Raw genomic sequence first — 26,825 nt, forward strand, 5'->3', positions numbered from 1 at the left:
GGCATCGAATGGCAGGCTGGAGATATCTTTCAGCCGTCGCAACGCTCCAGAGGAGACAACGATGTCAATGCTCGAAAGCCTCGGCCGCCATGGCACGGCCATCAAGAATGCTCACGACCGCAGCAAGGCGCGGCGCTTGTTGAACAGCCTGCCGCCTGAGATTCAGAAGGACATCGGCTGGCCGGTGTCGCCGCGGTCCAGCGAAAAGGCAGCACTCATCAACACCATCTGGAGCGCCGCGCGCTGATGACCTTCGCCGACAAATGCAAATTGCTCGGCATGCGCCGGGGATCTCGCATGTCCCCGGCGACCACCAGCAACCGGCTGCGTGCCGCACTTTTGCCGCGCCGCTGAGCACCGCGGCGCGGATCACACCACCGTGTAGATACGGCGCGAATCTTGACATTTTCGGCCACGGCACGATCTTCGAAGATAGTGGGGGTTCTCTTAGTCGGCTTTGGCCGAAGTTCGCGTATCCGCATGCCAAGTTTGAAAAGCCATGTCGTGTCTTTTGTCCTGCGGCACAGCCGCAAGCAGGCATTTGCCAGTCCGGAAAATCTGCAGCGCTGGATCGCGGCCGCGCGCAAGACCGAGAACCACCGGCCGCCCGCCTCGCTGCACCAGCGTCTCGACATCGAGATGCATACGGTCGATGGCTTCCCCGTCTACGAAATCGCACCCAGGACCGGCGAAAAGAAGCGGATTCTCTACTTGCACGGTGGTGCCTATGTCTTTGAAATCACACCCTATCATTGGCACCTAATCGCCGAGATGGCGGATCGGCTGGGCTACGGGATCACGGTGCCGATCTATCCAATCGCTCCCGAACACGATTTCCATGCCATGTTCGGAATGGTTGGCGATGTCTACCGGCAGATGCTCACCGAGACGGAAGCCGAAGACATCGTCTTCATGGGCGATTCCGCCGGCGGCAATATGGCTGTGGTGTTGACCATGATGGCCGCCGAAGAAGGACTGCCCCTACCGTCGCGGCATGTGCTCATTTCGCCGGGTCTCGACGTGTCGCTCACCAATCCCGCAGTGTTCGAGGCGGAACGCAACGACCCTTGGCTGGGCATAGCTGGCGGACGAGAGGCAATTCGCCTGTACAGTGCCGGCATCGATCCCAGCGATTGGCACATCAGCCCGGTCTATGGAGATTTGTCCGTGCTGCCAAGAACGCTGCTTTTGACCGGCTCGCGCGATCTTTTGACTCCCGACAATCTGATCTTCGCCGAAAAAGCCCGCGCAGCCGGCGTTGAAATCGATCTTGTCTATGAGGAAGGCATGTTCCACGTCTGGCCGCTGATCGACATGCCGGAAGCGCGGCGCGCCCGCGAGCGCATCGTCGAATTTCTCGGGGAGAGCCGGATCGTACAAGATACGAGATTAAGGCCTGAACAGCGCCCAGCCGAAGCGGCGGAGTAGCTTATATAATCGTCCTTACCAGCCGGTCAGAACTTGCCGGTTTCCCGAAACACTTCGAAGGTCGCGCGAATGTGGTCGGCAACGGCCTTGACCGGGGCACTGGCATCCGGCGCCACAACCATCGCCAGATTGTAGGTCCCGATGTCGGGCATGCCGTCCTTCGGGCAGAGTTCGACCATGTCATTGCCGAGGAACGACTTCGGCAATGGCGCCACGGCGAGATCGGACATGATCGCGGCGCGCTGGCCGGCCGTGTGTGCGCTCATATAGGCGATGCGGTAGTTGCGGCCCTCGCGGCCAAGCGCGTCGAGCGCCCCGGCACGCCAGGCGCAGCCCTCTTCCCAAAGCGACACCGGCAAGGGCTCGCGCAAATGCGCGCAGCCGCCCTTGGCGCCGGCCCAGACGATCGGCTCGGTCAGCAGCACCTCGGCGCCGAGCGCGCTGGTCTTGTAGGAATTGGTCAACAGCGTGATGTCGAGCGCCCGGTCGTCCATGCGCCGGCGCAGATTGCTGCTCTGGTCTATGGTGACGTCGACGGCGATCGACGGATGCGACTGCGCGAAACGCTTCAACACATGCGGCAGCACGCGCTCACCGTAATCGTCCGGCGAGCCAAGCCGCACCACACCGACAATCTCGGGAATGATGAACTTCGACACCACCTCGCGATTAATGGACAGCAGCCGGCGGGCATAGCCGAGCAGCATCTCGCCGTCCGTGGTCAGCGACACCGAGCGAGCGTCGCGCGCGAACACGGAGCGGCCGAGAATGTCCTCGAGCTTCTTGATCTGCATGGAAACGGCCGACGGCGTGCGGAACACGGCATTGGCGGCGGTGGTGAAGCTGCCGGTCTCGGCAATCGCCACGAACGTGCGCAAAACATCGAGATCGAGCAGTGGCAGCGGATGATTGAGCGGGGCGTTCATGGCAACCGACCTTCAATTTTTCTGATACAAAACATCATTCCATTTCGTTTGATTGAACATCAGAATGGGTGGATAGTCAACTCCATCGAAGCAGTAGCTGCCCCAAGCAGCCATGAAACGACCTCGACACAGACCTGCATTCGACACGAAATGAAGTTGAAACAAACCCGCAGTAGCCAACTCGCTGTCTGGCACTAGCCAACCCAAAGGAGAAAGAGATGTCTATCCTGTCGTCCCTTGGTCGCATCGCGACCGAATTCAGCGCGGCACGCGCGCGCTATCAGACCGAGCGCGCTATCCGCTCCCTGCCGATCGAACTGCAGAAGGACATCGGCTGGCCTGAAGCTTCCGACACCAAGACCGGTACTCGCAATGGCATCGGATCCTGGGCTGGAGCAAAGTAGATCGTGTGTACCATGTGCTGAAGGCCTGCCGCGCAGCCCGCCCGGCAGGCCTTCTCTGTTTTACTTGTATTCAACTGAGCTTTGGAGCCATGTCGCCGGCGCATGACGCATATGAGAAAGCCGCATAGCGGCTCCTGTTTCCAATTAATGCCTTGTAAATAATCGTAAATTTTGGGCACCTTGCTCAAATCTGTCGCAATCGATGTCGCATTTCATATCAAGCGCTTCGCTTTTGCGATTTAGTTTCTACTTACACAAGCCTATATCAGCGCCAGCAAACGAGCTGCCCCACTCCATCAAGCGAAGGCGACCCGTCTAAGCAACAAATGGAGATGATTATGAAGCTTTTTGCACGCCTCTTTGCCCGCCGCGAAATGAACCTGACCACCGCTCTCGAGCGTCAGCGTCTTGCCAACACCATGCCCGGCCAGACCGGCGCCATGAATGCGGCGCGCCTCGGCTTCATCGCCTGAAGATTTCTAGAGGCAGCGCATCCCTGCCGCTGCTTTAAAATTGCAACGCCGCCTGGCTCCAGCCAGAGCGGCGTTTTGTTCTGTGCGCAGGCCGTACGTTGCCCGTCCCTTGAACAGTTCGTGCCACTTCCAGGGCTCGCTGCACGCCGATTGCCCATTTGCGACCCATGTCGCAAATTTAATCTTGTCGTAGCGGCGTAGCCGATTGACAGACATGGTTTTTCCTGATGTCGCTATGCTATTCGCGACATCCTGTTCGCGCCATGGCTGTGTGAGGTTCCCTTGAACGCGGTAAAGCATCCGATCAAGCGATCGTTTGTATTCTTCCTTATTCCCGATTTCACCATGATCGCTTTTGCGACCGCGCTCGACCCGCTGCGCTCGGCCAATCGCATGCTCGGCTACGAGGCCTATCGCTGGCGCCTCGCCAGCATCGACGGCAAGCCGGTGCGCGCCTCGAACGGGGTCGAATGCGCGGTCAACACCTCGCTCGAGGATGAGCGCAAGAAGATGGCAGGTCCCGACCGGCCGAACATGGCCATCGTCTGCAGCGGCATCAACGTCGAGCGCTACCAGAACAAGTCCGCCTTCGCCTGGCTGCGCGAGGAATACAATCGCGGCGTCGCCGTCGGCGGCCTGTGCACCGGCGCGCATATCCTCGCCGCCGCCGGCCTGTTGTCCAACAAGCGCTGCGCCATCCACTGGGAGAACCTGCCGGGCTTTTCAGAGGCGTTTCCGAAGGCCAATGTCTTTGCCGACCTCTTCGAGATCGACCAGAATATCTACACCTGCGCCGGCGGCACTGCCGCGCTCGACATGATGCTGAAGCTGATCGGCGACGACTTTGACGAGAACCTCGTCAACCGCGTCTGCGAGCAAGTGCTGACCGACCGCGTACGCAGCCCCACCGACCGCCAGCGCCTGCCGTTACGCGCCCGCCTCGGCGTCCAGAACTCAAAGGTGCTGACCATCATCGAACTGATGGAGGGCAATCTGTCGGAGCCGCTGTCACTGATCGAGATCGCCGACCATGTCGACCTGTCGCGCCGCCAGATCGAGCGGCTGTTCCGCACCGAGATGGGCCGCTCCCCCGCCCGCTATTATCTCGAAATCCGGCTCGACCGCGCCAGGCATCTCTTGATCCAGTCCTCGATGCCGGTGGTCGAGGTGGCGGTCGCCTGCGGCTTCGTCTCGGCATCGCATTTCTCCAAATGCTACCGAGAACTCTACGCCCGCTCGCCGCAGCAGGAGCGCGTCGACCGCAAGCAACTGCTGGCGGCCTGATCCGATACGCCCACGGACAAACAGGCTAGTGTCATGATATCGTCAGGCAGCGGCGCCCCGCTGCCTGGAACCAACCTCAGTAATCGTCGCAGGTGCATTCCGCCGAGGAGATACGGTCGTTCCAGTCGCTGCCGCCCAAATTGCGGATCCTGCGCGTGATCTCGATCGAGCGGCCGCCCATCCTAGAATCCTCATAGGCCACGAGCGTGCAGCCGCGGCGAACGATCACCGACGACACACGGTCATTCCAGAACTGGCCGCCACGAAAATTTACGGAATCCTCGGCACCCATGCCGATGGACCGCCCGCGAAAATTCCCGTTCTCGAACATGATACAGGCAGCCTGGTTGTATTGGGCGCTGGCGACGTCGGCATACAGCACGGACGCGACTGCGGTCAGGATGGCAAGACGTCTCATCGGTTTTTCCTCGGTTCGGCAGCGCTCCTGGCTGGGTCACGCGGCCTGCCCAGTTTGCCACTGCTTCGGTCGCGGAGGCAAGCCTGGAGCGTAAGCCCGAACAGGTAGGCAGCGGGGCAAGAGCGGGAGCCGGTTCGGCAAAGATCACGCTCAATGGGGAAGAGCTTTAGCGGCTGTCGAACATCCAGCTGCGGTTTCGCCACATTTTCTCGCCGACCAGACAATCGGTGGTGGATCTCTCCTGTGCCAATATCACCGGCGGATGCGCGGCTTCTTCCGCCGCCCATTGCGGCGAGGCCGGACCGGCGAGTTCCAACACCAGCTTGCGGCGAATGGCTTCGGGAAACTGCGTCCAGTCATTGACCGGGATCATGAAGGCTCCGGGACCACCAATGACGCAGTCGCTGTAGTAGCGATCGAGATTGCTGACGTCGTAGGCGCCGATGAAGCCGCCTCGCGTCATCAGCGGCAGGCCGTTGATGACGATGCCTTGCTTGATCAGCTCGTCGCGGGTCAGGTTGACCGGCGCGCCCTGATTGTTGGGGCCGTCGCCCGAAATGTCGATGACCCGCTTCGTGCCTCGGTAGCCGCTTTCGGCGAACAGGTCGTTGCCGAACTCCAGCGCTCCGGAGATCGAGGTGCGCCGCGCGCTGTTGGGCGGCTGCGCCGACAACTGCGCAACCACGCGCTCGGCGTCGGTGCGGCTGGCGATCACCGTCCACGGCACGATGACGCGCTGCCAGGTGGTACCGGCCCATTCGACATAGGTAACGGCGATCTTGCCATGGGCGCCGTCGGCAATGGCCTGCAGCACATTGTCGTGCGTCAGCGCCGCTGCGTAGCCGTGACGCTGGATCTCGAGTTCGTCCGGAGACATCGACAGCGAGACATCGACGGCCAGCACCAACTCGACATCGACGGGCTCGTCAGCTTGGGTCGCGGGCGTCAACCAGAGCGTCAGCGCGAACGCGGCGCAGCTTGAAAGGAAATGTCTTGCGCAGGCAAAAGCAGACATGCCGCAAGGGTAAGCGAAAACAGCCTGTTTAAAAAGGGAAAAGCCCGGCCAAGGCCGGGCTTTTCGTTCTCAAATTCTGCGGCTTCAACTGCGCGGCTTCAAATTCTCCGGATCATAAAGCGGCTTGTAACCGACAGCGGCGACTTCAACCGGATAGGTCTCGCCGAAATACTCGATAATGAGCTTGCGGCCTTCCTGGGCGTAGGCCCATGGCAGATAGGCGAGGCCGATGTTCTTGCCGATGGTCGGGCCATAGGCCATCGACGTGGTGAACGACCGGCGGCCGAGTTCGTCGACCAGCGTCTCGCCGGTCTTCGGGTCCATCACCGGCATCGTGCCGACAGGATAGCGGGCAACGCCTTTGGAATCGACATTACTGGTCATCACCAGCGTGCACAGCATGGCCGGTTGGCGCTCGCGGGCGCGGTATTCGACATGCTTGGCCTTGCCGCAAAAGTCGTTCTCCTTGACCTTCGGACGCGCAAGATCGGCTTCGAGCAGATTGTACTCGGTCAAAAGGTCGGCGTTCTGCAGGCGCAGGCTCTTTTCCATGCGGCGGGTGTTGGCATAGGTCTCGACGCCGAAGGGCATCACGCCGGTCGATCGCAGCGCGTCCCAGACAGCGAGACCGTCCTCGTAGCGCATATGCAGTTCCCAGCCCTGCTCGCCTACATAGGAGATGCGGAAAGCGGTGACATCCTTGCCGCCGATCCGGACCGGCTTGATCGCCGCGAATGGGAAGTTCTCAACAGAGAGCCCGTCCGGACTTTCGACCACCTTCTGCAAGGTCGCCCGGGCATTCGGCCCCCAGATGCCGATGGTGACATACTTCTCGGTCACGTCGGTGATGGTGACATCGAAACCTTTGTCCTGTGCCGTGCGGCGCATGTACTGGAAGTCGCGCGGACCGGCGTCGGCGCCATCGATCAAACGGCAGCGGTCGGCCATGCGGATGACGGTAAAGTCGGCGCGCACCATGCCTTCCTCGTCGAGGAAGTGGGTGTAGATACCCTTGCCGATGTTGTTGTCGCCGCCGATCTTGGCCGCGCAGAGCCATTCCAGCAGCGCGACATGGTCGGGACCCTCGATGTCGTACATGGCGAAATGCGACAGGTTGACGATGCCGCAATCCTCGCTCATGGCGAGGTGTTCGGCATTGGAGACGCGCCAGAAATGGCGGTTGTCCCACTCGTTCTCACGCACCGGCACCCGGTTGCCGTATTTCTCCAGCAGATGCTCGTTGGCGGCGTAGCCATGGGCGCGCTCCCAGCCGCCAAGCTCCATGAAATAGCCGCCGAGTTCCTTCTCGCGTTCCCAGAACGGCGAGCGCCTGATGTTGCGGGCCTTGGAGAACGGCTCGCGCGGATGCACTGCCGGATTGTAGACCTTCATCGCCGTCTCGGTGCAGCGATCCCAGATGAACTGCTCCTTTGTCTGGTGCGGATAGAAGCGCGCATAGTCGACGGCGTGGTGATCGATCGCGGTTCGGCCGTCGGTCATCCAATCGGCGATCAGCTTGCCCATGCCGGGGCCGTCCTTGACCCAGATGGCGACGGCATACCAAAGGCCCCGCACCTTCTGGCTTTCGCCCATCGACGGGCCGCCATCCGCGGTCACCTGCAAGAGACCGTTGAAGGAATGGCTTTCGTTATAGCCGAGTTCGCCGAGAATCGGCGTCAGCTCCATGGCGCGTTCGAGCGGCGCCAGGATCTGTTCCATGTCGAGATCGCGCTGCGAGGGTGAAAGCCGCGCCTGGTCCTTCTCCAGCAGGTCGCGCGGATGGCAAAGGCGCGGGTTGGTCTCTTCGTAATAACCCCATTCGACCTGCCCGCCCTCGGCGGTCCTGGGATCGCCTGTGTCACGCATATAGGCCGAGTTGCCCTGGTCGCGCAGCAGCGGCCAGCCGATCTCCTTGCCGGTGCCGGCAAACTCGTTGTAGGGGCCGAAAAAGGTCAGCGGATGGTCGATCGGCATGACAGGCAGATCCTCGCCGACCATTTCCGCGATCAGCCGGCCCCATATGCCGGCGCAGACGATGACATAGTCGGCCTCGATGGTGCCGCGATCGGTCACCACGCCTGAAATGCGGCCGTCCTTGACGACAAGCGACCGAGCCGGCGTGTTGGCGAAGGATTTGAGCTTGCCCGAGGCTTCCGCCTGGTCGACCAGCTTGCCGGCGACCGTCTGCGAGCGCGGGATGACCAGACCGGCATCGGGATCCCACAGGCCGCCCTGCACCATCGCTTCTTCGATCAGCGGAAATTTTTCCTTGATCTCGGCCGGTTCGATCAGACGGGCGCGCGTGCCAAACGCCTTGGCGGAGGCGATCTTGCGCTTGATCTCTTCCATGCGGCTGTCGTCGCCGACACGCGCAACCTCAAGGCCGCCGATACGCGCGTAATGACCCATCTTCTCGTAGAAATCGATGGAGTAGAGCGTCGTCCAGCACGACAGGAAATCGTGGCTGGTGGTGTAGCAGAAGTCGGAGGCGTGCGCGGTCGAGCCGATATCGGTCGGGATGCCTGATTTGTCGATGCCGACAATATCGTCCCAGCCGCGTTCGATCAGATGATGGGCGATCGATGCGCCGACAATACCGCCCAGGCCGACGATGACGACCTTCGCCTTTTTCGGAAACTCTGCCATTGCCCGCGACTCCAAAGTGATAAAGCGGGCGGACTATAGGGCGGAGCGGCAGGCCGATTGAAGCCTGTTTGCGACATTGGCAAAAAGCCGAGCGACCAGACGGCAGAATGCTTCACACCGGCGCCTGGGGCGGTTCGCTTTTCGGTGGGCTAACTCAGGCGAAGGCCCAGATGTCCTCGGCCTGAAAGCCGACCTGATAACCTGATGTCTTCAGCTTGACCACGACCTGGCCGATCTCCGGGGCGGGCAGCGCGCCGACCTCGACCTTGATCATGCCGGGGCGGTAGCGCTTGAGGTCCAGCTGTTCGAAGACGATCCAGTCGGCGCCCTCGCAATCGACGAGGAAAGCGTCGATATGGCTGATGCCGTTGCGATCGAGCAGCGTCTGCAAGGTCTCGGATGGCACCTCGATGTCCCTGAGATGCGGCGCGAACTTGTTGAAATTGGCGTCGGCCTCGCCCCAGGCATTCTTGCCCGACATCAGATTGGTGTCGGTGACCGACGAGCAGCCGATAAATTCGATGGGCAACGTGCCGGCCTCGAGGGCGGCGGCATCGAAGGTGTGGACGGTTATCGTGCCCTTTGTCTTCGTCACCGCCACCGGCTCGATGATGAAGCGGTCCGTGTCTGGATAATTGGCGCGCAGTCTCTTCTGGTTGTACGGGATCGGCTCGACCAGCATGGCCCGTGCACCGGGAATCCTGTGCAGCCAAGGCGTCACATCGTCGAACAGTGCGCCGTCGCAGGCGCCGACATTGACCATCTGGAACGGTCGCCCTGCACCACCAAAACGCGCCTTCAGCGCCGCCCTGGCCAGGAACTTGGTGCCGCGCAGCGACGGGCCGCGATCGAGAACGCCCTTGGGAAGAGCAAGCGACAGGGCAACGCGCGCCAGGCTGGATAGCGAACTCATGACTTGTCTCCGGGAATGATTTGCATGGCAGCGCGATTCTGGCCGCGAGCCACGGCTGCCCACAGCGCCATGAACGGCGTCGCCAGCAGCAGGAATGGCGGAATCAGATGGGGGAAATAGATGCGCGTGTCGTGGATCGGGAAGACGGTGAACTTCGCCAGCGCACCGAGCACCAGCGCCGCAAACAGGATGCCGGCGCGGCGATCGAGGCGGAAGCCGGCGCGGGCGGCAGCAAACCAGCCGGCCAGTGCCAGCACCGACACGCCGACCCAACTGTTCAGGCTGACGGCGCGCAGCAGCGAGGTGGCAAACGCCCTGAGATAGGTGGTGACCGAGAATGGCGGCTCGAATCCGTCCATATTGAAGTGCTGCTCGATGCTGGAGAACCACAGATGCGGCGCCCAGCCGGGATGATGCGCCCAGTGAGAGATGGCGAAGTAGGCCACGAAGGAAGCGGCAAAACCGGCCAGCGCACCCCATGCCCTCTGCCGGTACGCGACCAGCAGCACAGCGAAAATCGCCAGGAAAACAATGTTGTCCGGCCGTACCATGAAGGCGAGGAAGAGCAGGATCGCCGTTGCCACCTCGAGGCCGCGGACATAGGCATAGAGCCCGCCGAGCAGCAGCGCTGAAGTGAGCAGATCCGGTGTCGAAGCGCGTGCCGCATCGCCGAAATCGGCCATGATCAGCACCGCGCCGACGATAGGCGCCAACGCCAATGCCCCTGTGGAGCGTAGCCACATCAACGCGATCGCGCCAAACAGCAGCACGGAGAACACTGAGACCAGTCGCATTGCCTCGACCGGCGACATCACCGCGCTCAGTGTCGACAGGATCTCGGCATAGAGGAACTTGATCCGGTACATGCCGAGCAGTGAATGGAAGTCGGCGGCATTCTCCGTCATGTGACTGCGGAAGCCGCCTCCATCGTCGGTCAGCGCCTTATAGTCGCCTGCGGACACGCCCGATTTGACAGTGTTGTAGGCATAGTCATGCAGCGCCTGCGCATCGGGATAGGTGCCTTCCTCCGATATAGCGAGATAGGGCAGCATGTCCCAGTTGGCGTCGGGCATCACCCAGGCGGTGAACGCTGTAAAAAGAATGTAGAGCGCGAAGGCCGCCGCGCCGATCGGTGCTGCCAGCCGCGCATAAGTCCCCTCGCCCCACGCCAGACCGGCTCCGATGAGGCGGTCGAGCGGGTTTTGTGGATCGGGCGACTTGGTCAGCATCGTTGTACCCAGCGAACTCGCTTAACGAACCTGGCTTTTGACGAAATCCTTGACGATCGACACGATGCCGCGCGACAGCAGGCTGTCGAAGGCGTCGACGAAGCGGTCGACATGCTCGCGCTGGCAGATCAGCGGCGGCTCGAGCCGGATGACGTTGCGGTTGTATTCGGTGAAGGCGACCAGCACATCGTAGTCGCGCAACAGCAGCGCCCCGATGAAGCCCGACAGCGAACCCTTCAGCTTGTCGTCGAGCACGCTGACGATCGGCCGCAACACCATCGGCAAGGTCTGCGAGAAGTCGTGGAACTCCAGGCCGATCATAAAACCCCTGCCGCGCACCTCCTTGATGATCTTCGGGTACTTTTCCCTGAGCGTCTGCAGGCGCTGCAGCAAATAGTCGCCGGTGATGGCGGCATTGTCGATCAGCCCTTCATCATAGAGTACATTGAGCCCCTCGATCGAGGTGACGCAGGCCTCGCCCATGCCGCCGAAGGTCGCCATGGCATGGATCATCGCCGTTTTCGGCGTGCCATAGGCCTTCATGTAGACCTCGCGCCGCGCGATCATCGCGCCGACCGCCGCCTTGCCGGCGCCAAGCGATTTGGCCAGCGCCGTCACATCGGGAATGACGCCGTAATGCTCGAAGGCATAGAAGCGGCCTGACCGGCCATAGCCGCACTGCACTTCGTCGGCGACCCACAACACGCCATACTGGTCGCACAGCGCCCTTAGCTTCTGCCAATATTCAGCAGGCGCCTGGATGATGCCGCCGCCGCCCTGGATGGTTTCCAGCACGATGACGCCGACCTCCGGGTCGGAACGGAACAGGCGCTCGACCGCCTCGATGTCGGCAAACGGGATGCGGACCGTGTTTTCGGCCACCTTGAAGTCGGCGCGGTAGAGCTGGCCGTCGGTGATGCCCAGCACGCCCTTGGTCTTGCCGTGGAAGGAATTCTCGGCATAGACGATCTTCGGTCGCTTCGGACCGGCGGCGCGCTCGGCGAGCTTAACCGCCGCTTCCATCGCCTCCGAGCCGGACGAACCCAGAAACACCATGTCGAGATCGCCGGGCGAGCATTTGGCGATGTTGTGCGCAAGTGCCGCCGCATATTGCGACATGAAGGCGATGGCGATTTCCTGGCGCTTCTCCTCCTGGAATTTCTTGCGTGCTTCCAGGATGCGCGGATGATTGTGGCCGAAGGCCAGCGATCCGAAACCACCGAAGAAGTCGAGGATCTTGCGGCCGTTCTGGTCGATGTAGAACATGCCTTCGGCACGCTCGATCTTGATCTTGTGGAAGCCGAGCAGCTTCATGAAGTGCAGCTGGCCGGGGTTGAGATGCGCCTTGAACAGGTCGGTCATGCGGGCGACGTCCATCGCCTTGGCCTGCTCGACGCTGATCAAATCGGGCTTGGCGATGGTCGCTGGCGACAGCGACGGCGCGCTGACCATGGTGCGCAAATTGGTCTGTTCGGGCTTGGCCATGACGGTCATTTCAATCTCCTGTCTGCACGCACGACCAGGATCGGGCGCAACGAAAGCTGTTTTGCGAGCCGCTATTCGGCGGGCACATGTTTGGTGGCGACTGCGTGGCCGGCTTTCTTTGCGCGGTACTCGCTATAGGCGGCGATCAGCATGTCCTCGTCGCGATATTGCGCCACCCAGCCGAGCTGGCGCCCGGCCTTGGACACGTCGAGCACGCAGTCCTCGTCGGCGATCAGATACTGTTCCGGGTCCATGATCGGCATGTTGAAGAGGTCGAGCAGGTCGAGCGTGCGCTTGACCGCCCAGCCCGGTGTCGGGATCAGGATCGATTTCGAGCCGGCATGCCGGATCAAATCGCCGAGCAATTTCTTGACCGGCGGCGGGTTGAGCGAACCCAGATTATAGGCCTCATTAGGCACACCGGCCTTCCAGGCCGCGCGCGCGGCCTCGGCGCAGTCGAACACCGAGATGAACTGATAGGGGTTCCTGCCCGAACCGATCATCGGCACGGGAAGGTTCCAGTCGATCAGCTTGAACAGCTTTTCCAGGATGCCGAGCCGGCCTGGGCCGATGATCAGGCGCGGGCGAAACAGCGAGATCGACATGCCGCGCTTGCGCCATTCGGCCGCCAACTCCTCTGTCTTCTGCTTCGACCAGCCATATTCGCCCAGCGGCGCCACCGGGTGCTCCTCGGTCATCGGCTGCGTGACCGTGTGGCCGTAGATCATGTCGGTCGTGTAGTGGACGAGTTTTGTCGCACCGGCTCTGTCCATGGCCTGCATGATGTGCTCGGTGCCGTGGAAATTCACCGGGAAAAAGAAATCGTGCCGCTTGGCCCGCACCTGGATCGGCGACAGCATCTTGGCCGACAAATTGTAGACCATATCATCGGCCTTCAGCCCGACCGCCGCGACCGACGCCGGATCGGTGACGTCGCATTGGATAAAGCGGACGGTGCGGTACTGCGGCAGGTCGCTCTTGACGACGTCGGCGACGACAACCTCTTCACCATCGGCCACAAGCTTCGGAGCAAGGTGGCGGCCGACGAAACCGTCACCGCCGAAAATCACATGTCTCATCGAATGATCTCGTTTGCTTGGATCTTGTCGGGCATGATGGAAGCGGTCTGGTCCTCATGCCCTTGCTTACCCAAATCCCGGCCACTTTGCGCGATCAGCACCGTGCCGACGCAGATGAAGGCGATGCCGGCGATCCGCCAGCCATTGAGGTCCTCGCGGAAGACGAAATAAGCGAAGATGGCGACGGCAACATAGGCGAGGCTGAGGAACGGATAAGCGAAGGAGAGCTCGACCTTGGACAGCACATAGAGATGCGAGGCCATCGAGATGACGAAGGTGCAGAGGCCAAGGAACACCCAGGGGCTGAAAACGATCTGCAACAGCTTGACGAGCGGATTGACGCCCTCGAACGAGATCGGCCCGAGCGACATCATGCCTTGCTTCAGCATCAGCTGTGCGGCGGCATTGGTCATGACCGTAAAGAGAATGAAGACGATGTATTTCATGTGTTCCGAGCCACCCCTTCATGCTTCCTATTACAAACCAGCAAACATTTCGTGAAGCCACAAGAATGTTTTGAGTGAATCATGGATTTAACGATCGATAACCAAGAATTACTCAAGTTATATCTATTCCGCTGCCTCGGCTACGCAGCGCCGCGTGTCGAGCTTCCTTGCCGTCCGCGCCCAGAAACTCGATAGGAAGGCGGGATCGCGAAGCAACTCCAGCCGCGGCCATTCGGGAAAGGACGAAGCGAAGATGTCTGCGCCCATACGAGCATCCTTGTAGGGATTGACGGCGCCGCCTGCCTCGACGGTGATGCGATCGAGTTCCCGCAACAAGGCCAGCGTCGCAGCCCCCCTGTTGGGGAAATCCAGCGTCAGCGTGTAGCCGGGACGCGGGAACGACAGCAGCGCCGGCGAGCGGATGGAGCCGAAGCGTTTCAATACGGTGAGGAACGAGCCCTGCCCGGCTTGCCTTGCAGCCGCAAGCAATGCCGGCACGGCCTCGCGCGCCGCCGCTTCCGGCACCACGCTCTGGTGTTGGAAAAGCCCTTTCGGCCCATAAAGCCGGTTCCAGTCGCGCACGCCGTCGAGCGGGAAGAAGAAGCCCTGGTAGCCAACCTGGCGCGGCGCCGTCGACCGCCCCTTCTTCCACCTGTAGGCGGCGTTGAAGGCGGTCAGGAACGGCCGGTTGAGCACATTGAACGGCGGCTGGACCGGCACCGAGAGATTGCCACCGGCGCGCGAGGCGGCATGCGAGCCGTGCTCGGCATGATTGCCTGTAAACAGCAACCCGCGACCGCTATTGCGGCCGCCGGCAAGTTGGTCGATCCAGGCGACCGCATATTCATTGGCCTGATCGGCCGCCTCGGCCAAACCGAAGAACTCGTCGAGATCGCGAAACGGCGTCGCCTTTTCGACGATGTCGAGCGAATGAACCCGCATCAACCGGATCGAGGCAGACAGGATGAGACCGGTCAGCCCCATGCCGCCGATCGTCGCCGCAAACAGGCGCGCATTGTCTGCTGCCGAGCAGCGATAGGTCCTTCCGTCGGACCTGAGCAGCGTGAAGCTCTCGACATGGCAGCCGAAGGTGCCGCGCCGGTGATGGTTCTTGCCATGCACGTCATTGGCGATGGCGCCGCCGAGCGTGACGAATTGCGTGCCTGGCACAACCGCCGGAAAGAAGCCGTAAGGGGCGGCGTGGGCGATGATGTCGGACAACAGCACGCCGGCATCCGCCTCGAGAACACCGGTTTCGGCGTTGAAGGCGTGGATGCGGTTCAGCGATCGCATATCGACGACCGCTCCGGCCTCGTTCTGGCAGGAATCGCCGTAGGAGCGGCCATTGCCATAGGCAAGCAGCGACGCCGGCTTGGCCCGACCGCCCTTCAGCAGCGCGATCGCCTCATCGGCCCCGATGGCGCGCGGCGCCGGCGGTGTGGCAAGGCCAAAGCTTGGGAAACGTCCGGCGGCCATGCCTACCAGCCCCCGATGACCAGCATCACCGCACCGATCAGCACCACGATCTGGCTGCGCCAGTCGCGGATGATGAACACGACCGGATCGTCATGCATCTCGTTGCGGCGCGCCAGGATCCAGACGCGCATGGTGAGATAAAGCACGATCGGCGCCAGCGGCCAGATCAGCCATGGATGCGGATAGAGCTCCCGCACCGCGACACTGTCCATGTAGAGCGCCAGCACCAGCGCCGAGGAGAAGGCCGAGGCCATGCCGGCCTGGGCGACGATCTCCTGGTCTTCGGTGCGATAGCCGCGGCCGGCAATGCGCTCGCCAGGCGGAATGGCGGTGGTGCGCAATTCGACGAAGCGCTTCACCAGCGCCAGCGACAGGAAGAAGAAGATAGAGAAGGCCAGCAGCCAGAACGAGACGTCGACGCCGGTCGCCGCCGCACCGGCCAGGACGCGGATCGTGTAGAGGCCGGCGAGCGTCAGCACATCGACCAGCAGCATGCGCTTGAACGACAGCGAATAGGCCGTGGTGACGACCATGTAGCCGCCAAGCACAGCCAGAAATTCGTGCGACAAGAACAGCCCGGTGCCGAAGCCGATCGCCAAAAGCATCGCAATCGCGCCAAGTCCGAACGGGATGGACAGCGCACCGCTGGCGAACGGCCTGTTGCGCTTGGTGAGGTGTTTGCGGTCGAGCGCGAGGTCAAAGAAATCGTTGAGGATGTAGATGGCCGATGCCACCGCACTGAACGAGACGAATGCCAGCAGGCATTGCCAGATCATGTCGGTGTTGAAATATTCGTGCGAGAGCACCATCGGCACTGCGATCAGCGAATTCTTCAGCCACTGATGGACACGCAGCATCTTGACGATGGTCCGCAAAGTCGGCTTCGGCGCCGGCATCGTCTCGGCGCCATGTGCCGCCTGCCAGCGCGCGGCATGGCGGTCGGGCGCGACGACGATCGCGTTGCGCGCTGCATCAAAGACTTGGAGATCGTGACGGCTGTTGCCGGCATAGTCGAAACCGCCATCACCATAGGCTGCGATCAGCGAAGCGCGCTTCCTGCCCGAGGTGAGATTGGCGAGACCATCGGTGGCCAGCACCTGGTCGAAAATGCCGAGATGGACCGCGATGGCATCGGCGAACTTGCGCGGCGTGCCGGTCGCCAGCACGATCTTGCGGCCTTCGGCATGCTCGGTCCGGAGGCGGCAAAGCAGCACCTCGCGATAGGGCAGCGATGCCGGATCGATGTCGATGCGCTGCGCGATTGCCTGCTTCAGCCGCGCCGGTCCGCCGGCGGCCCAGAAAGGCACGAGGAAGATATAGAGCGGGTTCTTCTTGAGAAGGATGAACAGCCCTTCCCACAACAGGTCGGTCGCGATCAGCGTGCCGTCGAGATCGACCGCAAGCGGTATTGCGTTCCTGTCCGACCGCGCATCCATGTCCTACCCTGCCCGCGTAGAGTTGCGCGCCGCTTTTCGGCGTCTTGAGGCTGGTATAGCGGGCGATGACGTAGCGAACGTTAAAACGCACGGTTGCAGACGGCTGCCATGGGGGTATTTCCGGCGTCATTGTTAAACAACCGCTACCGGAAACGATAAAAGGCCGGGCAAATTCCCGGCCTCCGCAATCGTGACGCCAGGATTACTTGATGCGGGCGACACCGCCCGAAATCTCGACGGTTTCCGAACCGGTCAGGGCTTCGAGGTCGCCATTGGGCAAGGTGACGAAGCAGCCATTCGGGCAGAACTCAACCGTTTCGCCACCGGCCAACGCAAGGTCGGTCTTGCTGCCGCCCTCGGTGACGACCAGCGTTCGGGTCTCGGCGTCCTTGTTGACCGCGCTCGCGGCATGGACCGAGCCGATAGCGGCGACCAGGGCGACGGCAGCGACGAGAGACTTCCACATGGTGCAATATCGGTGTTCCCACCGCCTCTGTTGCATTTCGCAAGGCATTTTCGCCTTTGCATGGAGCTTATATGAGATGGAAGCTGAACCGCAACTGAATGCCCCATTCATGCCGCAATCGGCTTTCGATGGTTGAGACCCACCGATTCCCAGCCTAGTCCGGATCTGGCTTCCTGGTTTTGCGGGACTTGACTAGTCGCTTCTTCTCCGCCTCGGCTTCGGCCTTCACCTGCTCCTGTTCGGCGAAGTCGGCCTCGATCTTGTCGTCGTCTGTCGGCCAGGCCTTGGGCTTGTGGGCCTCGACCACGGCGCGTGGCGTCGAGGGCATCTCGATGTGTTCGCTGCTGAATTTTTCAAGCACGGCAAAACGGATGTCGTTCTGCGCGATGTTGCCGTTCATCACATCGGCCAGGAACACGCGGATCTCGAATTCCAGGGCGGCAGGGCCGAAATTGGAAAACAGCACGAAGGGTTCGGGGTTCTTCAGCACCATCGGGTGGCTGCGGGCGATCTCCAGCAGGACGGCATGAACCTGCTTGACGTCGCTGCCATAGGCGACGCCGACCTTGATGTCGATGCGGCCGAGCTTGTTGCGGTGCGTCCAGTTGCCGACGGCATTGTTGATCAGGTTCGAGTTGGGCAGGATCACCGATTGCCGCTGGAAGGTTTCGATCTCGGTGGCGCGCACGCTGATCTTCTTGACTGTGCCGCTGACATCGCCGGCAACGATCCAGTCGCCCACCTTGAACGGCCGTTCGGCCAACAGGATCAGGCCGGAAACGAAATTAGACACCACGTTCTGCAGGCCAAAGCCGATACCGAGGGAAAGAGCGCCGGCGACCAGCGCCAGGCTGGACAGGTCGATGCCCGCCGCCGAGATGCCGACCAGTGCCGCGAGCGCGACGCCGGCATAGCCGACCGCCAGCCGGATCGAGTTGCGCACGCCGGTATCGACCTTGCCACGCGCCATCACGGAACCGTCGAGCCAGCCCTGGAACCAGCGTGTCAGGAAATAGCCTATGACGAAGACGACGATGCCGGAGAGGATGCCGGTGACCGAGATCGTCACCGAGCCGATGTTGATCCCGGTTGCGAGCTTGTAGGCCCAGGCCTGGATATCGCCGGGCTGGAAACCCCACATCAGCAGGATCAACGGCAGGAACACCAGCACGATCATCACATTGATGGCAACGCTGACGACAAGGCCGAGCTGGTCGAGGGCTGTATCCTCGTAGCTGGATTTGGCCGACAGCCAGCGCCCGACGGTCGTGTTGGCGAAAGCACCCTCCTCGCCGATCGCCTGCGCCGACAGGAAGCCGATATAGGCGGTGATCAGCACGGTGCCGGTAACGACGACCTGCAACGAAACGAACAGAGCAAGGCCGATGTAACCGAGCAGCGCCGCGACGATGGTGAAAAGACCGAGCGCAAGCGCCGTATAGCGCAGCCATGCCGGCCAAGGCCGCCAGCTTCCGTCACGCGCCTTGAACGGCCTCAGCATCGCCATCAGGATCAGGATGACGCCGACGATGATGGTGGCGCCGAAACTGCGGGCGATGGTCAGCGACAGCGGCGAGCCCATTTTGTCGTTGATGACCGACAGGAAATAATTGACGCCGATGACCACGGCCATGGCGGTCGTCAGCCGCACCAGCCAGCGCGCCGGACCTGTCTCGACGGGGATAAGGCGCCAATTCGGCAGCCGCGGCTCGAGCGCCGCATTGGTCAATCGGTTGACGCAGAACACCACCCCGATGACGGCCGCGAGCGCATTCAGGAAGAGGCCGATGTCGCCACGCAACACATTGTAATAGTTGAAAAAGAACACCGTGGAGGCCAAGAACACGCCAACCGCCAGCGTCGGCAGCAAGGTCGACCAGAAGGCCACCGACAAGCGGCTGAGATAGGATGGATCCTCATTGGCAGGGTCGGCTTCGAACACGCGCCCGAACAGGCGCCGGCCACCGACCAGCAGCACCAGCGCCAGCCCGAGCGCCACGAAGGTTGCCGCCAGAATGGCCTGGAACTTGAACTTGAAAGCGAAGCTTAGCCATGACGACACCGCTTTGTAGAAATTGCCGAATTCGTCCCTGGCGTCCGAAAAGACCTGCGGGCTGAGCGCGTCGGACAGCACATAGCGCTTGGTGAGCACATTGCGGAACAGCTCGCTGCGCATGTTGCCGATCTTGTCGATCAGCCCGCTGATGCGGATCGAAAGCGATTGGGCTTGCGCAATGACGGCATTGATCTCCGCCTTTTCCGACACCAGCGCCTCGCGTTCGCCGCTGACGATGTCGGGCTCCGGCGGCTGACCCGCGGCAGGTGCCGCGCCAAGCTGCTCAAGACGGCTGTTGATCTCGCCAAGACGCGTACGGAAGGCCAGTGCGCTGTTCAGCGATTGCCGCGACAGCTCCTCGAGTTGCAAGCGGATATCGACAAGGCTGCTATCCTCCTCGCCGTCCTGCTGTATCTGCTTCTCGAAATTGTCGGTCTTGGTCGTCAGCGCCTGGATGATCTTCTGCTGGTCGGCGACCAGTCCGGCAGGCGCCTGGCCAAGCCCCTGTGCCACCGCATCGAACGACAGCGGCGCCGAGACGACAAGCGTGAGGATCAAAATGAGACGAAGCAATCGGAAAAGCATGATTTGTTGGCGACTCATCGGCGGCGAAGGCAATTTGAAAGCCTGTCCTTGATAAAGACGGCCCTATCATGGGGCAAGCCGTCGCATCGCGGACTCATCCGATCATTGACCTCACTGATCCTGACTCTCATTGAGCCCAGACCCCATTGATCCCCTGACCGATGCGTCGGCCAGTCGAAAGGCGATGGCGCAATATTGGCTTTGCCGGTGCGGCCTGCTCTATAGTCTGCCGCATCGCCCGAACCGGATGACATCAATGGCAGAGTACTCGGCCTTTTCGCTGCTCGCGAACGCGCTCAAGGGAAACAAGGATTGGAAGCCGGCATGGCGCAAGCCGGACCCGAAGGCGTCCTATGACGTCATCATCATCGGCGGCGGCGGTCATGGGCTGGCGACCGCCTATTATCTTGCCAAGGAACACGGCATCACCAATGTCGCCGTTGTGGAAAAGGGCTGGCTCGGCTCCGGCAATGTCGGCCGCAACACAACGGCGGTGCGCTCGAACTATCTGCTGCCGGCCAACACCCGCTTCTACGAACACTCGATGAAGCTGTGGGAAAACCTTTCGCACGAGCTCAACTACAATGTCATGTTCTCGCAGCGCGGCTGCCTGAACCTGGCGCACACGCCGGCCCAGTTCGACGACTATGCAAGACGCGGCAATGCCATGCGCCATCTCGGCGTCGATGCCGAACTGATGACGAAGGCTGAGATCAAACGTCTGATTCCGGCGCTCGACATCTCCGACAGCGCGCGCTTTCCGGTGGTTGGCGGCCTGATGCAGCGACGCGCCGGCACCGCCCGCCATGATGCGGTGGCCTGGGGCTATGCGCGCGGCGCCGACCGTCGCGGCGTCGACATCATCGAAAACTGCGAGGTCACCGGCTTCCTGCGCGACGGCGACCGCATTTCAGGCGTGACGACGTCCCGTGGCGACATCCGCGCCAGGAAGGTGGCCGTTGCGGTCGCCGGCAGCACCGGGCGTGTCATGCAGCTTGCCGGTATCGAGACAATGCCGATCGAGAGCCATGTGCTGCAGGCCTTCGTCACCGAATCGCTGAAACCCTTCATCGACACGGTCGTCACCTTCGGCATGGGCCATTTCTACATGTCGCAGTCGGACAAGGGCGGCCTCATCTATGGCGGCGACATCGACGGCTACAACAGCTACGCCCAGCGCGGCAATTTGCCCGTCGTCGACGAGGTGATGAGCGAAATGCTGGCGCTGTTTCCGGGCCTTGCGCGCGTGCGCATGCTGCGCTCCTGGGGCGGTGTTTGCGACATGTCGATGGACGGCTCGCCGATCATCACCACCGGCCCCCTGCCCGGCATGTATCTCAACTGCGGCTGGTGCTATGGCGGCTTCAAGGCGACGCCGGCTTCCGGCTGGTGCTTCGCCTGGACCATCGCCAAGGACCAGCCGCACGATCTCAACGCCCCCTTCACCCTCGACCGCTTCCACCGCGGCCTGGTGATCGACGACAAGGGCCAGGGTGCAAACCCGCGGCTGCATTAGGCATTAGGTAGAGTTCAATGTTGATCACTTGCCCCTATTGCGGCCCGCGCGACGTCATCGAGTTCACCTATCAGGGTGACGGCAACCGTGAGCGCCCCGACCCCGCCTCGCAGAATTTCGAGGCGTGGAACGCCTATGTCTATGACAGGCTGAACCCGGCCGGGGATCACAACGAGATCTGGCAGCATTCCGGCGGTTGCCGCACGCATCTGCGCGTCGTGCGCAACACGCTGACGCATGAGATTTCCAGCGTTGCTTTTGTGCGCGGTGATCATCAAGGGCGCGGCGATCATGGCTCCGCCGCGCGCCGCAAGGCGGAGGACAAGTCATGAGCCCGCGCCGCACCGACACCGGCGGCCGCATCGACCGGCTGAAAACCATCCGCTTCACCTTCGATGGCGCGGCCTACACCGGCCATGCCGGCGACACGCTGGCGTCAGCCCTGCTGGCCAAGGGCGTCACGCTTTACGGACGTTCGTTCAAATACCACCGCCCGCGCGGCCTGCTCACAGCCGGCGTCGAGGAACCCAACGCGCTGGTGACGGTGCTGAAGGGCGAGGTTCGTGAACCCAACATCCCAGCGACCATGGTCGAGATCCATGACGGCCTGGTTGCCATCAGCCAGAACCGCTTTCCCTCGCTTGCCTGGGACATCAACGCCGTCAACCAGCTCGGCGGCAAGATCCTGTCGGCCGGGTTCTACTACAAGACCTTCATGGGACCGGTGTTCGGTCCGCTCAAAGGCACGCGCTTCTGGATGTTCTGCGAACACTTCATCCGTCGCGCCGCCGGCCTCGGCAGCGCCGGATCGGCAAAGGACCCGGCCCGCTACGAACGCATGAACGCCTTTTGCGACGTGCTGGTGGTCGGCTCCGGCCCCGCCGGCCTGATGGCCGCCAAGGCTGCCGCCGATCAGGGCGCCCGCGTCATGCTGGCCGATCTCGAGCCGCGTTTCGGCGGTTCGGCCAACTGGTCCGATGAAACGATCGACGGCGCGCCTGCCGCCGATTGGGCCCGTCGCACGGTCGCCCAGCTCGAAGGCCGAGACAATGTCCGCCTTTTGCCGCGCACCACGGTCTGGGGTTACTACGACAACAACACGCTTGCCGCGCTCGAACGGGTCAGCGACCATAAGGATCAGCCAGGCAAGGGCGAGCCGCGCCATCGCTATTGGGCGATCCGCGCCAAATCCGTGGTCCTGGCCACTGGTGCGTTCGAGCGGCCGCTGGTCTTCCCCGGCAATGACAGGCCCGGTGTGATGCTGGCGCATGCCGCCGAGCGCTACGCCAACGAATTCGGCGTGCTGCCGGGCGAGCGGATCGCACTGTTCACCAACAATGACAGCGCCTATCGGGCGGCGGTCGCCTTGAAGAAGGCCGGTGCCGCGGTCGTCGCCATCGCCGATGTCAGGCCGGAACTTTCGCCGGAGATGCGCAAGCTGGCCGCGGAAGCCGAGGCCGAGATCTTCGCTGGCCATGCCGTCGTCGCCACCGAAGGCGGCAAGGCGCTGTCCGGCCTCAAACTGCAGCGCTTCGACATGACCAACGGCACGCTCATCGGTGATGCACGCAGCATCCATGCCGATTGCCTGCTGATGTCGGGCGGCTGGTCGCCGACCATCCATCTGGCCAGCCAGGCCGGTGCCAAGGCGGAATGGAACGCCGCCCGGCAAGCCTTTCTGCCGCCGAAGCCGACACAAAAGTGGCCCCCACAGCAATGGATCGGCGCCGGTGCCTTCACCGGCAGTTTTTCCACCACCGAAGCCATCGCCGAAGGCCGCGCCGCCGGCCTCGCCGCCGCCGGCGGGCAGAGCACACCGTCCATGCTGCCGACCGTCGAAGCAGTGCCCGGCGATCCCGATCCCGCCCCGGTGTTCGAGATCAGGGCCAAGGGCAAGAGCTTTGTCGATTTCCAGCACGACGTCACGGCTGAGGACGTGCGGCTGGCCCACCGCGAGGGCTTCGTCTCGGTCGAGCATCTGAAACGCTACACCACGCTCGGCATGGCGACCGACCAGGGCAAGAGTTCCAACGTGCCTGGCCTCGCAATCATGGCCGAAGCGCTGGGCAAGCCGATCCCCGAGGTCGGCACGACGCGCTTCCGGCCGCCCTTTGCACCGGTGTCGATCGGCTCGCTGGCGGCCGAGCGTTTTGGCGACCTGAAGCCCGAGCGGCTGACTCCGATGCATGACTGGCATCTGGCCAGTGGCGCGACGATGTATTCCGCCGGCCTCTGGTACCGGCCGATGATCTACGGTCATGCCGGCGAGACGGTCGAGCAGGCCTATGTGCGCGAAGCCAAGGCGACGCGCGAAAGCGCAGGGATCGTCGATGTCTCGACGCTGGGCAAGATTGCCGTGCAAGGCCCTGACGCCGCCGCATTCCTCGACCGCGTCTACACCAACATGTTTTCGACGCTCGCCGCCGGCAAGGCACGCTACGGGCTGATGCTGCGCGAGGACGGCCTAGCCTTCGACGACGGCACCACTTGGCGGCTCGGCGATCAGGATTTCCTGATGACCACCACCACGGCCAATGCCGGCAAGGTGATGCAGCATCTGGAGTATTTCCTCGACGTGATCTGGCCGGAGCTGAAAGTCCACGTGACCTCGGTGACCGACGAATGGGCGGGTGCCGCGATCGGCGGGCCGAAGGCCAGGCAGATCCTCGCCGCCTGTGTCACCGGCACGTCGGTCGACAACGCCGCCTTGCCCTTCATGGGCATCGTGCGTGGCGATATAGCAGGCGTGCCGGTGATGATTTGCCGGCTGTCCTTCTCCGGTGAAATGGCCTTCGAAGTCTATTCCGGCGCCGGCCACGGCACCCATGTCTGGGAAGCGCTTATTGAAGCCGGCAAGCCGTTCGGGCTGGCCACCTATGGGCTCGAGGCACTGGGCACCATGCGCATCGAAAAGGGCCATGTCACCGGCGCCGAGATCGACGGCCGCACCACGGCACGCGACCTGCATCTCGACTGGATGCTGTCGAAGAAGAAGCCTTTCATCGGCTCGGCGATGATGGACCGCGAAGGCTTGATCGCATCGGACCGCCTTGAACTGGTCGGCCTGATCGCCCTCGATAACCGGCCACTCAACGGTGGCGCCCACATCGTCGAGGAGGTTGACGAAGCCAATCCGCACGACTCCATCGGCCATATCACCGCCTGCTGCTATTCGCCGGCGCTCGGCAAGCATATCGCGCTGGCGCTGGTCAAGGGCGGCAAGGCACGGCAGGGCACGCGCGCCCATGTCTCCGATCCCTTGCGCAACCGCTTTGGACCGGTCGAGATCGTCTCCAACCACTTCTTCGATCCGGACGGGAGCCGCATGCATGGTTGAGCGCCAGTCACCCGAACCCTTGTCGCCACTCGAACCGGAATTTCACGTCGGCTCACACGGCAATTTCGAGCATGGCGTCGAGATCATCCTGACCGAGACGCGGCCTGGCTCGATCGTGCAGCTGGCAGCGTGGCCCGGCGAGGAGAAGAAGCTGATAGCAGCCATCCGCACCGTCACCGGGCTTGCTCTGCCCGATGGCGCAGGCGGCGGCTTGAGCGACGGCGTGAAATCGGTGTTCGGCTTCGCGCCGGGAAAGTTCACTATCGCCGACGAGGCCGAAGGGTTGGCCCCCGCCTTTGCCAAAGTGGTAACGCCGGCCATCGGCACCGTGACCGATCTTTCACATGGCCGCACCGCCATCCGCATTGCCGGGCCTAAGGCTGAATGGGTGCTGGCGAAATTCTTCGCCATCGACTTTTCGCTGCCGGCCTTTCCCATCGGCGCCGGCCGCTCGACCACCCATCACGACATCTTCGCCCAGATCCAGCGCACCGGCGCCGACCAGTTCGACATCTATGTCTTCCGCTCATTCGCACGCTCGTTCTGGAAGGCGCTCTGCCATGCCAGCGAGGAAGTCGGCTACGAGGTGCAGTAGGCGCCCTGTCGGCCAGGGCGCCGCGTCACTTCTGGCATCAACGCCAGCCGGTTCTGCCGCTAGAGAATCGCGCCTCGGGCGCTCATGGTTGGAAACATGACCGCCAGGCCGGTCCAAGGGGTAAATCCCGTCTCAGAGTCGGCACATTCGTTTGGTTCGAACATCTCCATGACCGCAGAACTATCCGCCGGCGCCACGGATTGCGCCGATGTGCCGGCCAGAGCCTTGCTCCTGCTGCCGCTAACGGTCGCCTGCGGCGTGTTCATGACCAGCCTCGACCAGAATGTCGTGGTGACCGCGCTGCCGGGCATCAGCGAAAGCCTCGGGCGTCCGCCCAGCCAGCTCGGCCTCTTGATTACCGTCTATGTCGCCAGCCTGATCATCTCGATGCCGCTTGGCGGCTGGGCCGCCGACCGCTTCGGACTGCGCAACGTCTACTGCTTTGCCTTGCTGGTGTTCGCCGCCTCGTCGGCGCTCTGCGGGCTGTCCGACAACATCTGGACGCTGGTCGGCGCCCGCGCGCTGCAAGGCTTTGGCGGCGCCTTGATGGGCACGCTCGGCCAGGTCGTCATCCTGTCGACCTTTCCGCGCAGCCGAACGCTGAAGATCAACATGTACATCTCGCTGGCCGGCCAGTCCGGACCGTTGGTCGGTCCGCTCGTCGGCGGCGCGCTGACCACCTACATTTCCTGGCGCTGGATCTTCTTCATCAACGTGCCGTTCGCGCTGGCTGCGGCAATTCTTGCCGCCTCGCTGTTTCCGACGATGACCAAGCCGGTGCGCACGCCGTTCGATTTTCCGGGCTTCCTGCTGGTCGGCAGCGGCATGGTCCTGCTGGTCTTCGGCATGGATTCGCTTGCCGCCAAGGATGCCGCGGGCGGCATCATCGCCGCCGAACTGGCGCTGGCGCTCGTTATCCTGACCATCGCCTCGTTCTACTGCCTGCGCGTGCGCAATCCGCTGCTCGATCTCAAGCTGTTGCGCATCCGTACCTTCCGCATTTCGTTCCTCACCGGTGGCGGGCTGGACACGATCGGCCTCAGCTCCGTCGTCTTCCTGCTGCCGCTGATGTTCCAGCTCGGCTTCGGCATGAGCGCGGTTCAGGCGGGATCGCTGACCTTCGTCGCCGCGGTCGGCTCCGTGGCCATGCGGTTCTTCATGCCGCGTGTCCTCAACCGTTTCGGCTTTCGCCGCGTGCTGGTCTACAACACGCCCATCGTCGCCGCCCTGGTTGCCGGCTTCGCGCTGATGCAGGCGACGACGCCGGTATGGATCGTGCTCACCTACATCTTCGTCTTCGGCGTCTTCCGCTCCGCGCAATGGGCCTCGACCGGCAACCTCGCCTATTCCGACATCGCGCCCGAGCAGCTCGCCCGTTTCAGCGCGCTCTATTACATATTATGGCAGCTGGCAGTGGCGATCAGCGTTGGCCTGGCCGCCGCGGCACTGTCGTTTCTGGCGGGCGGCGGCCCTGCCGTCGCCGACGACTTTCGCATCCTGTTCGTGATCGAGGGCGTCATCACGCTCTGCGCGCTGCTTGCCTACCTCAAGCTGACGCCGCAAGACGGCGTCCATGTCAGCGGCCACGGCGCACAGATGAACACGGAATGAA

General features: G+C 62.5%; 23 protein-coding genes. 10 read left to right on the top strand and 13 right to left on the bottom strand.

The window, feature by feature from the left end; all coding sequences use genetic code 11:
• The first annotated feature begins 67 nt into the window (after window positions 1-67).
• Together X735_RS145935 and X735_RS145930 are read left to right on the top strand one after the other, a co-directional pair.
• On the top strand, window positions 68-247 hold the full coding sequence (locus X735_RS145935) for a hypothetical protein (RefSeq protein WP_348625596.1): 180 nt from the start codon (window positions 68-70) through the stop codon (window positions 245-247).
• A 233-nt stretch (window positions 248-480) separates the two neighbouring features.
• Window positions 481-1,428 (top strand): alpha/beta hydrolase, encoded by a 948-nt coding sequence (locus tag X735_RS145930; RefSeq protein ID WP_023812323.1) that lies wholly within the window; start codon window positions 481-483, stop codon window positions 1,426-1,428.
• A 26-nt stretch (window positions 1,429-1,454) separates the two neighbouring features.
• Here X735_RS145930 and X735_RS145925 read toward each other — a convergent pair whose 3' ends face one another.
• Window positions 1,455-2,354, bottom strand: coding sequence for a LysR substrate-binding domain-containing protein (locus tag X735_RS145925; protein WP_013531163.1), 900 nt, complete (start codon window positions 2,352-2,354; stop codon window positions 1,455-1,457).
• A gap of 218 nt (window positions 2,355-2,572) precedes the next feature.
• Here X735_RS145925 and X735_RS145920 point away from each other — a divergent pair, with 218 nt between their 5' ends.
• From X735_RS145920 to X735_RS145915, 3 genes are all read left to right on the top strand, one after another.
• Window positions 2,573-2,758 carry a hypothetical protein gene (locus tag X735_RS145920; protein ID WP_013531162.1) on the top strand — a complete coding sequence of 62 codons (186 nt, stop codon included), beginning with the start codon at window positions 2,573-2,575 and terminating at the stop codon, window positions 2,756-2,758.
• A gap of 338 nt (window positions 2,759-3,096) precedes the next feature.
• Window positions 3,097-3,231, top strand: coding sequence for a hypothetical protein (locus X735_RS1000000170280; RefSeq protein WP_023812324.1), 135 nt, complete (start codon window positions 3,097-3,099; stop codon window positions 3,229-3,231).
• Window positions 3,232-3,576: 345 nt separating this feature from the next.
• Complete coding sequence (locus tag X735_RS145915; protein ID WP_348625597.1) at window positions 3,577-4,515, top strand: GlxA family transcriptional regulator; 939 nt, start codon at window positions 3,577-3,579, stop codon at window positions 4,513-4,515.
• Window positions 4,516-4,591: 76 nt separating this feature from the next.
• On the opposite strand, the gene X735_RS145910 is transcribed toward X735_RS145915, so the two are convergent.
• The 12 genes from X735_RS145910 to X735_RS145855 all read right to left on the bottom strand — a co-directional run bounded on the left by X735_RS145910 (window position 4,592) and on the right by X735_RS145855 (window position 19,765).
• A complete protein-coding gene (locus X735_RS145910; RefSeq protein ID WP_023812325.1) occupies window positions 4,592-4,933 on the bottom strand; it encodes a peptidase inhibitor family I36 protein in 342 nt (113 codons plus the stop codon).
• A gap of 166 nt (window positions 4,934-5,099) precedes the next feature.
• Window positions 5,100-5,948 (bottom strand): DUF1194 domain-containing protein, encoded by an 849-nt coding sequence (locus X735_RS145905; protein WP_023812326.1) that lies wholly within the window; start codon window positions 5,946-5,948, stop codon window positions 5,100-5,102.
• Between the two features lie 84 nt (window positions 5,949-6,032).
• Window positions 6,033-8,594 carry an FAD-dependent oxidoreductase gene (locus X735_RS145900; RefSeq protein WP_023812327.1) on the bottom strand — a complete coding sequence of 854 codons (2,562 nt, stop codon included), beginning with the start codon at window positions 8,592-8,594 and terminating at the stop codon, window positions 6,033-6,035.
• 154 nt (window positions 8,595-8,748) lie between these two features.
• Window positions 8,749-9,507, bottom strand: coding sequence for an FkbM family methyltransferase (locus X735_RS145895; protein WP_023812328.1), 759 nt, complete (start codon window positions 9,505-9,507; stop codon window positions 8,749-8,751).
• A complete protein-coding gene (locus X735_RS145890; RefSeq protein ID WP_023812329.1) occupies window positions 9,504-10,736 on the bottom strand; it encodes a glycosyltransferase 87 family protein in 1,233 nt (410 codons plus the stop codon). The genes X735_RS145895 and X735_RS145890 overlap by 4 nt, the downstream gene beginning before the upstream one ends.
• 21 nt (window positions 10,737-10,757) lie before the next feature.
• Window positions 10,758-12,188 (bottom strand): aspartate aminotransferase family protein, encoded by a 1,431-nt coding sequence (locus X735_RS145885; protein ID WP_245273256.1) that lies wholly within the window; start codon window positions 12,186-12,188, stop codon window positions 10,758-10,760.
• A gap of 104 nt (window positions 12,189-12,292) precedes the next feature.
• Entirely contained in the window at window positions 12,293-13,300 is a 1,008-nt protein-coding gene (locus X735_RS145880) for an NAD(P)-dependent oxidoreductase (protein WP_023812331.1), read from the bottom strand.
• Entirely contained in the window at window positions 13,297-13,746 is a 450-nt protein-coding gene (locus X735_RS145875) for an EamA family transporter (protein WP_023812332.1), read from the bottom strand. The genes X735_RS145880 and X735_RS145875 overlap by 4 nt, the downstream gene beginning before the upstream one ends.
• A 123-nt stretch (window positions 13,747-13,869) precedes the next feature.
• Window positions 13,870-15,222 carry an FAD-binding oxidoreductase gene (locus X735_RS145870; RefSeq protein ID WP_023812333.1) on the bottom strand — a complete coding sequence of 451 codons (1,353 nt, stop codon included), beginning with the start codon at window positions 15,220-15,222 and terminating at the stop codon, window positions 13,870-13,872.
• 2 nt (window positions 15,223-15,224) lie between these two features.
• On the bottom strand, window positions 15,225-16,658 hold the full coding sequence (locus tag X735_RS145865) for a UbiA family prenyltransferase (protein WP_023812334.1): 1,434 nt from the start codon (window positions 16,656-16,658) through the stop codon (window positions 15,225-15,227).
• A 202-nt stretch (window positions 16,659-16,860) separates the two neighbouring features.
• Complete coding sequence (locus X735_RS145860; protein ID WP_023812335.1) at window positions 16,861-17,124, bottom strand: hypothetical protein; 264 nt, start codon at window positions 17,122-17,124, stop codon at window positions 16,861-16,863.
• Window positions 17,125-17,278: 154 nt separating this feature from the next.
• Window positions 17,279-19,765: a mechanosensitive ion channel family protein gene (locus X735_RS145855; protein WP_023812336.1), complete on the bottom strand. Its 2,487-nt coding sequence runs from the start codon at window positions 19,763-19,765 to the stop codon at window positions 17,279-17,281.
• A 256-nt stretch (window positions 19,766-20,021) separates the two neighbouring features.
• Here X735_RS145855 and X735_RS145850 point away from each other — a divergent pair, with 256 nt between their 5' ends.
• From X735_RS145850 to X735_RS145830, 5 genes are all read left to right on the top strand, one after another.
• A complete protein-coding gene (locus X735_RS145850) occupies window positions 20,022-21,281 on the top strand; it encodes a sarcosine oxidase subunit beta (protein WP_023812337.1) in 1,260 nt (419 codons plus the stop codon).
• 17 nt (window positions 21,282-21,298) lie between these two features.
• Window positions 21,299-21,613 carry a sarcosine oxidase subunit delta gene (locus X735_RS145845; RefSeq protein WP_023812338.1) on the top strand — a complete coding sequence of 105 codons (315 nt, stop codon included), beginning with the start codon at window positions 21,299-21,301 and terminating at the stop codon, window positions 21,611-21,613.
• A complete protein-coding gene (locus tag X735_RS145840) occupies window positions 21,610-24,618 on the top strand; it encodes a sarcosine oxidase subunit alpha (protein ID WP_023812339.1) in 3,009 nt (1,002 codons plus the stop codon). The genes X735_RS145845 and X735_RS145840 overlap by 4 nt, the downstream gene beginning before the upstream one ends.
• The gene (locus tag X735_RS145835) at window positions 24,611-25,213 is read left to right on the top strand and encodes a sarcosine oxidase subunit gamma (RefSeq protein WP_023812340.1); all 603 of its coding nucleotides are present in this window, start codon (window positions 24,611-24,613) and stop codon (window positions 25,211-25,213) included. The genes X735_RS145840 and X735_RS145835 overlap by 8 nt, the downstream gene beginning before the upstream one ends.
• A gap of 168 nt (window positions 25,214-25,381) precedes the next feature.
• Entirely contained in the window at window positions 25,382-26,824 is a 1,443-nt protein-coding gene (locus tag X735_RS145830) for an MFS transporter (RefSeq protein ID WP_023812342.1), read from the top strand.
• The last annotated feature ends 1 nt before the right edge of the window (window position 26,825 follow it).

The organism is Mesorhizobium sp. L2C084A000, from assembly GCF_000502875.1.
Taxonomy (GTDB): Bacteria; Pseudomonadota; Alphaproteobacteria; order Rhizobiales; family Rhizobiaceae; genus Mesorhizobium.

Coding starts and splice junctions, on each gene's coding strand:
- X735_RS145935 (WP_348625596.1), top strand. CDS start 68: ATGCTCGAAAGCCTCGGCCGCCATGGCACGGCCATCAAGAATGCTCAC.
- X735_RS145930 (WP_023812323.1), top strand. CDS start 481: ATGCCAAGTTTGAAAAGCCATGTCGTGTCTTTTGTCCTGCGGCACAGC.
- X735_RS145925 (WP_013531163.1), bottom strand. CDS start 2,354: ATGAACGCCCCGCTCAATCATCCGCTGCCACTGCTCGATCTCGATGTT.
- X735_RS145920 (WP_013531162.1), top strand. CDS start 2,573: ATGTCTATCCTGTCGTCCCTTGGTCGCATCGCGACCGAATTCAGCGCG.
- X735_RS1000000170280 (WP_023812324.1), top strand. CDS start 3,097: ATGAAGCTTTTTGCACGCCTCTTTGCCCGCCGCGAAATGAACCTGACC.
- X735_RS145915 (WP_348625597.1), top strand. CDS start 3,577: ATGATCGCTTTTGCGACCGCGCTCGACCCGCTGCGCTCGGCCAATCGC.
- X735_RS145910 (WP_023812325.1), bottom strand. CDS start 4,933: ATGAGACGTCTTGCCATCCTGACCGCAGTCGCGTCCGTGCTGTATGCC.
- X735_RS145905 (WP_023812326.1), bottom strand. CDS start 5,948: ATGTCTGCTTTTGCCTGCGCAAGACATTTCCTTTCAAGCTGCGCCGCG.
- X735_RS145900 (WP_023812327.1), bottom strand. CDS start 8,594: ATGGCAGAGTTTCCGAAAAAGGCGAAGGTCGTCATCGTCGGCCTGGGC.
- X735_RS145895 (WP_023812328.1), bottom strand. CDS start 9,507: ATGAGTTCGCTATCCAGCCTGGCGCGCGTTGCCCTGTCGCTTGCTCTT.
- X735_RS145890 (WP_023812329.1), bottom strand. CDS start 10,736: ATGCTGACCAAGTCGCCCGATCCACAAAACCCGCTCGACCGCCTCATC.
- X735_RS145885 (WP_245273256.1), bottom strand. CDS start 12,188: ATGGTCAGCGCGCCGTCGCTGTCGCCAGCGACCATCGCCAAGCCCGAT.
- X735_RS145880 (WP_023812331.1), bottom strand. CDS start 13,300: ATGAGACATGTGATTTTCGGCGGTGACGGTTTCGTCGGCCGCCACCTT.
- X735_RS145875 (WP_023812332.1), bottom strand. CDS start 13,746: ATGAAATACATCGTCTTCATTCTCTTTACGGTCATGACCAATGCCGCC.
- X735_RS145870 (WP_023812333.1), bottom strand. CDS start 15,222: ATGGCCGCCGGACGTTTCCCAAGCTTTGGCCTTGCCACACCGCCGGCG.
- X735_RS145865 (WP_023812334.1), bottom strand. CDS start 16,658: ATGGATGCGCGGTCGGACAGGAACGCAATACCGCTTGCGGTCGATCTC.
- X735_RS145860 (WP_023812335.1), bottom strand. CDS start 17,124: ATGTGGAAGTCTCTCGTCGCTGCCGTCGCCCTGGTCGCCGCTATCGGC.
- X735_RS145855 (WP_023812336.1), bottom strand. CDS start 19,765: ATGCTTTTCCGATTGCTTCGTCTCATTTTGATCCTCACGCTTGTCGTC.
- X735_RS145850 (WP_023812337.1), top strand. CDS start 20,022: ATGGCAGAGTACTCGGCCTTTTCGCTGCTCGCGAACGCGCTCAAGGGA.
- X735_RS145845 (WP_023812338.1), top strand. CDS start 21,299: ATGTTGATCACTTGCCCCTATTGCGGCCCGCGCGACGTCATCGAGTTC.
- X735_RS145840 (WP_023812339.1), top strand. CDS start 21,610: ATGAGCCCGCGCCGCACCGACACCGGCGGCCGCATCGACCGGCTGAAA.
- X735_RS145835 (WP_023812340.1), top strand. CDS start 24,611: ATGGTTGAGCGCCAGTCACCCGAACCCTTGTCGCCACTCGAACCGGAA.
- X735_RS145830 (WP_023812342.1), top strand. CDS start 25,382: ATGACCGCAGAACTATCCGCCGGCGCCACGGATTGCGCCGATGTGCCG.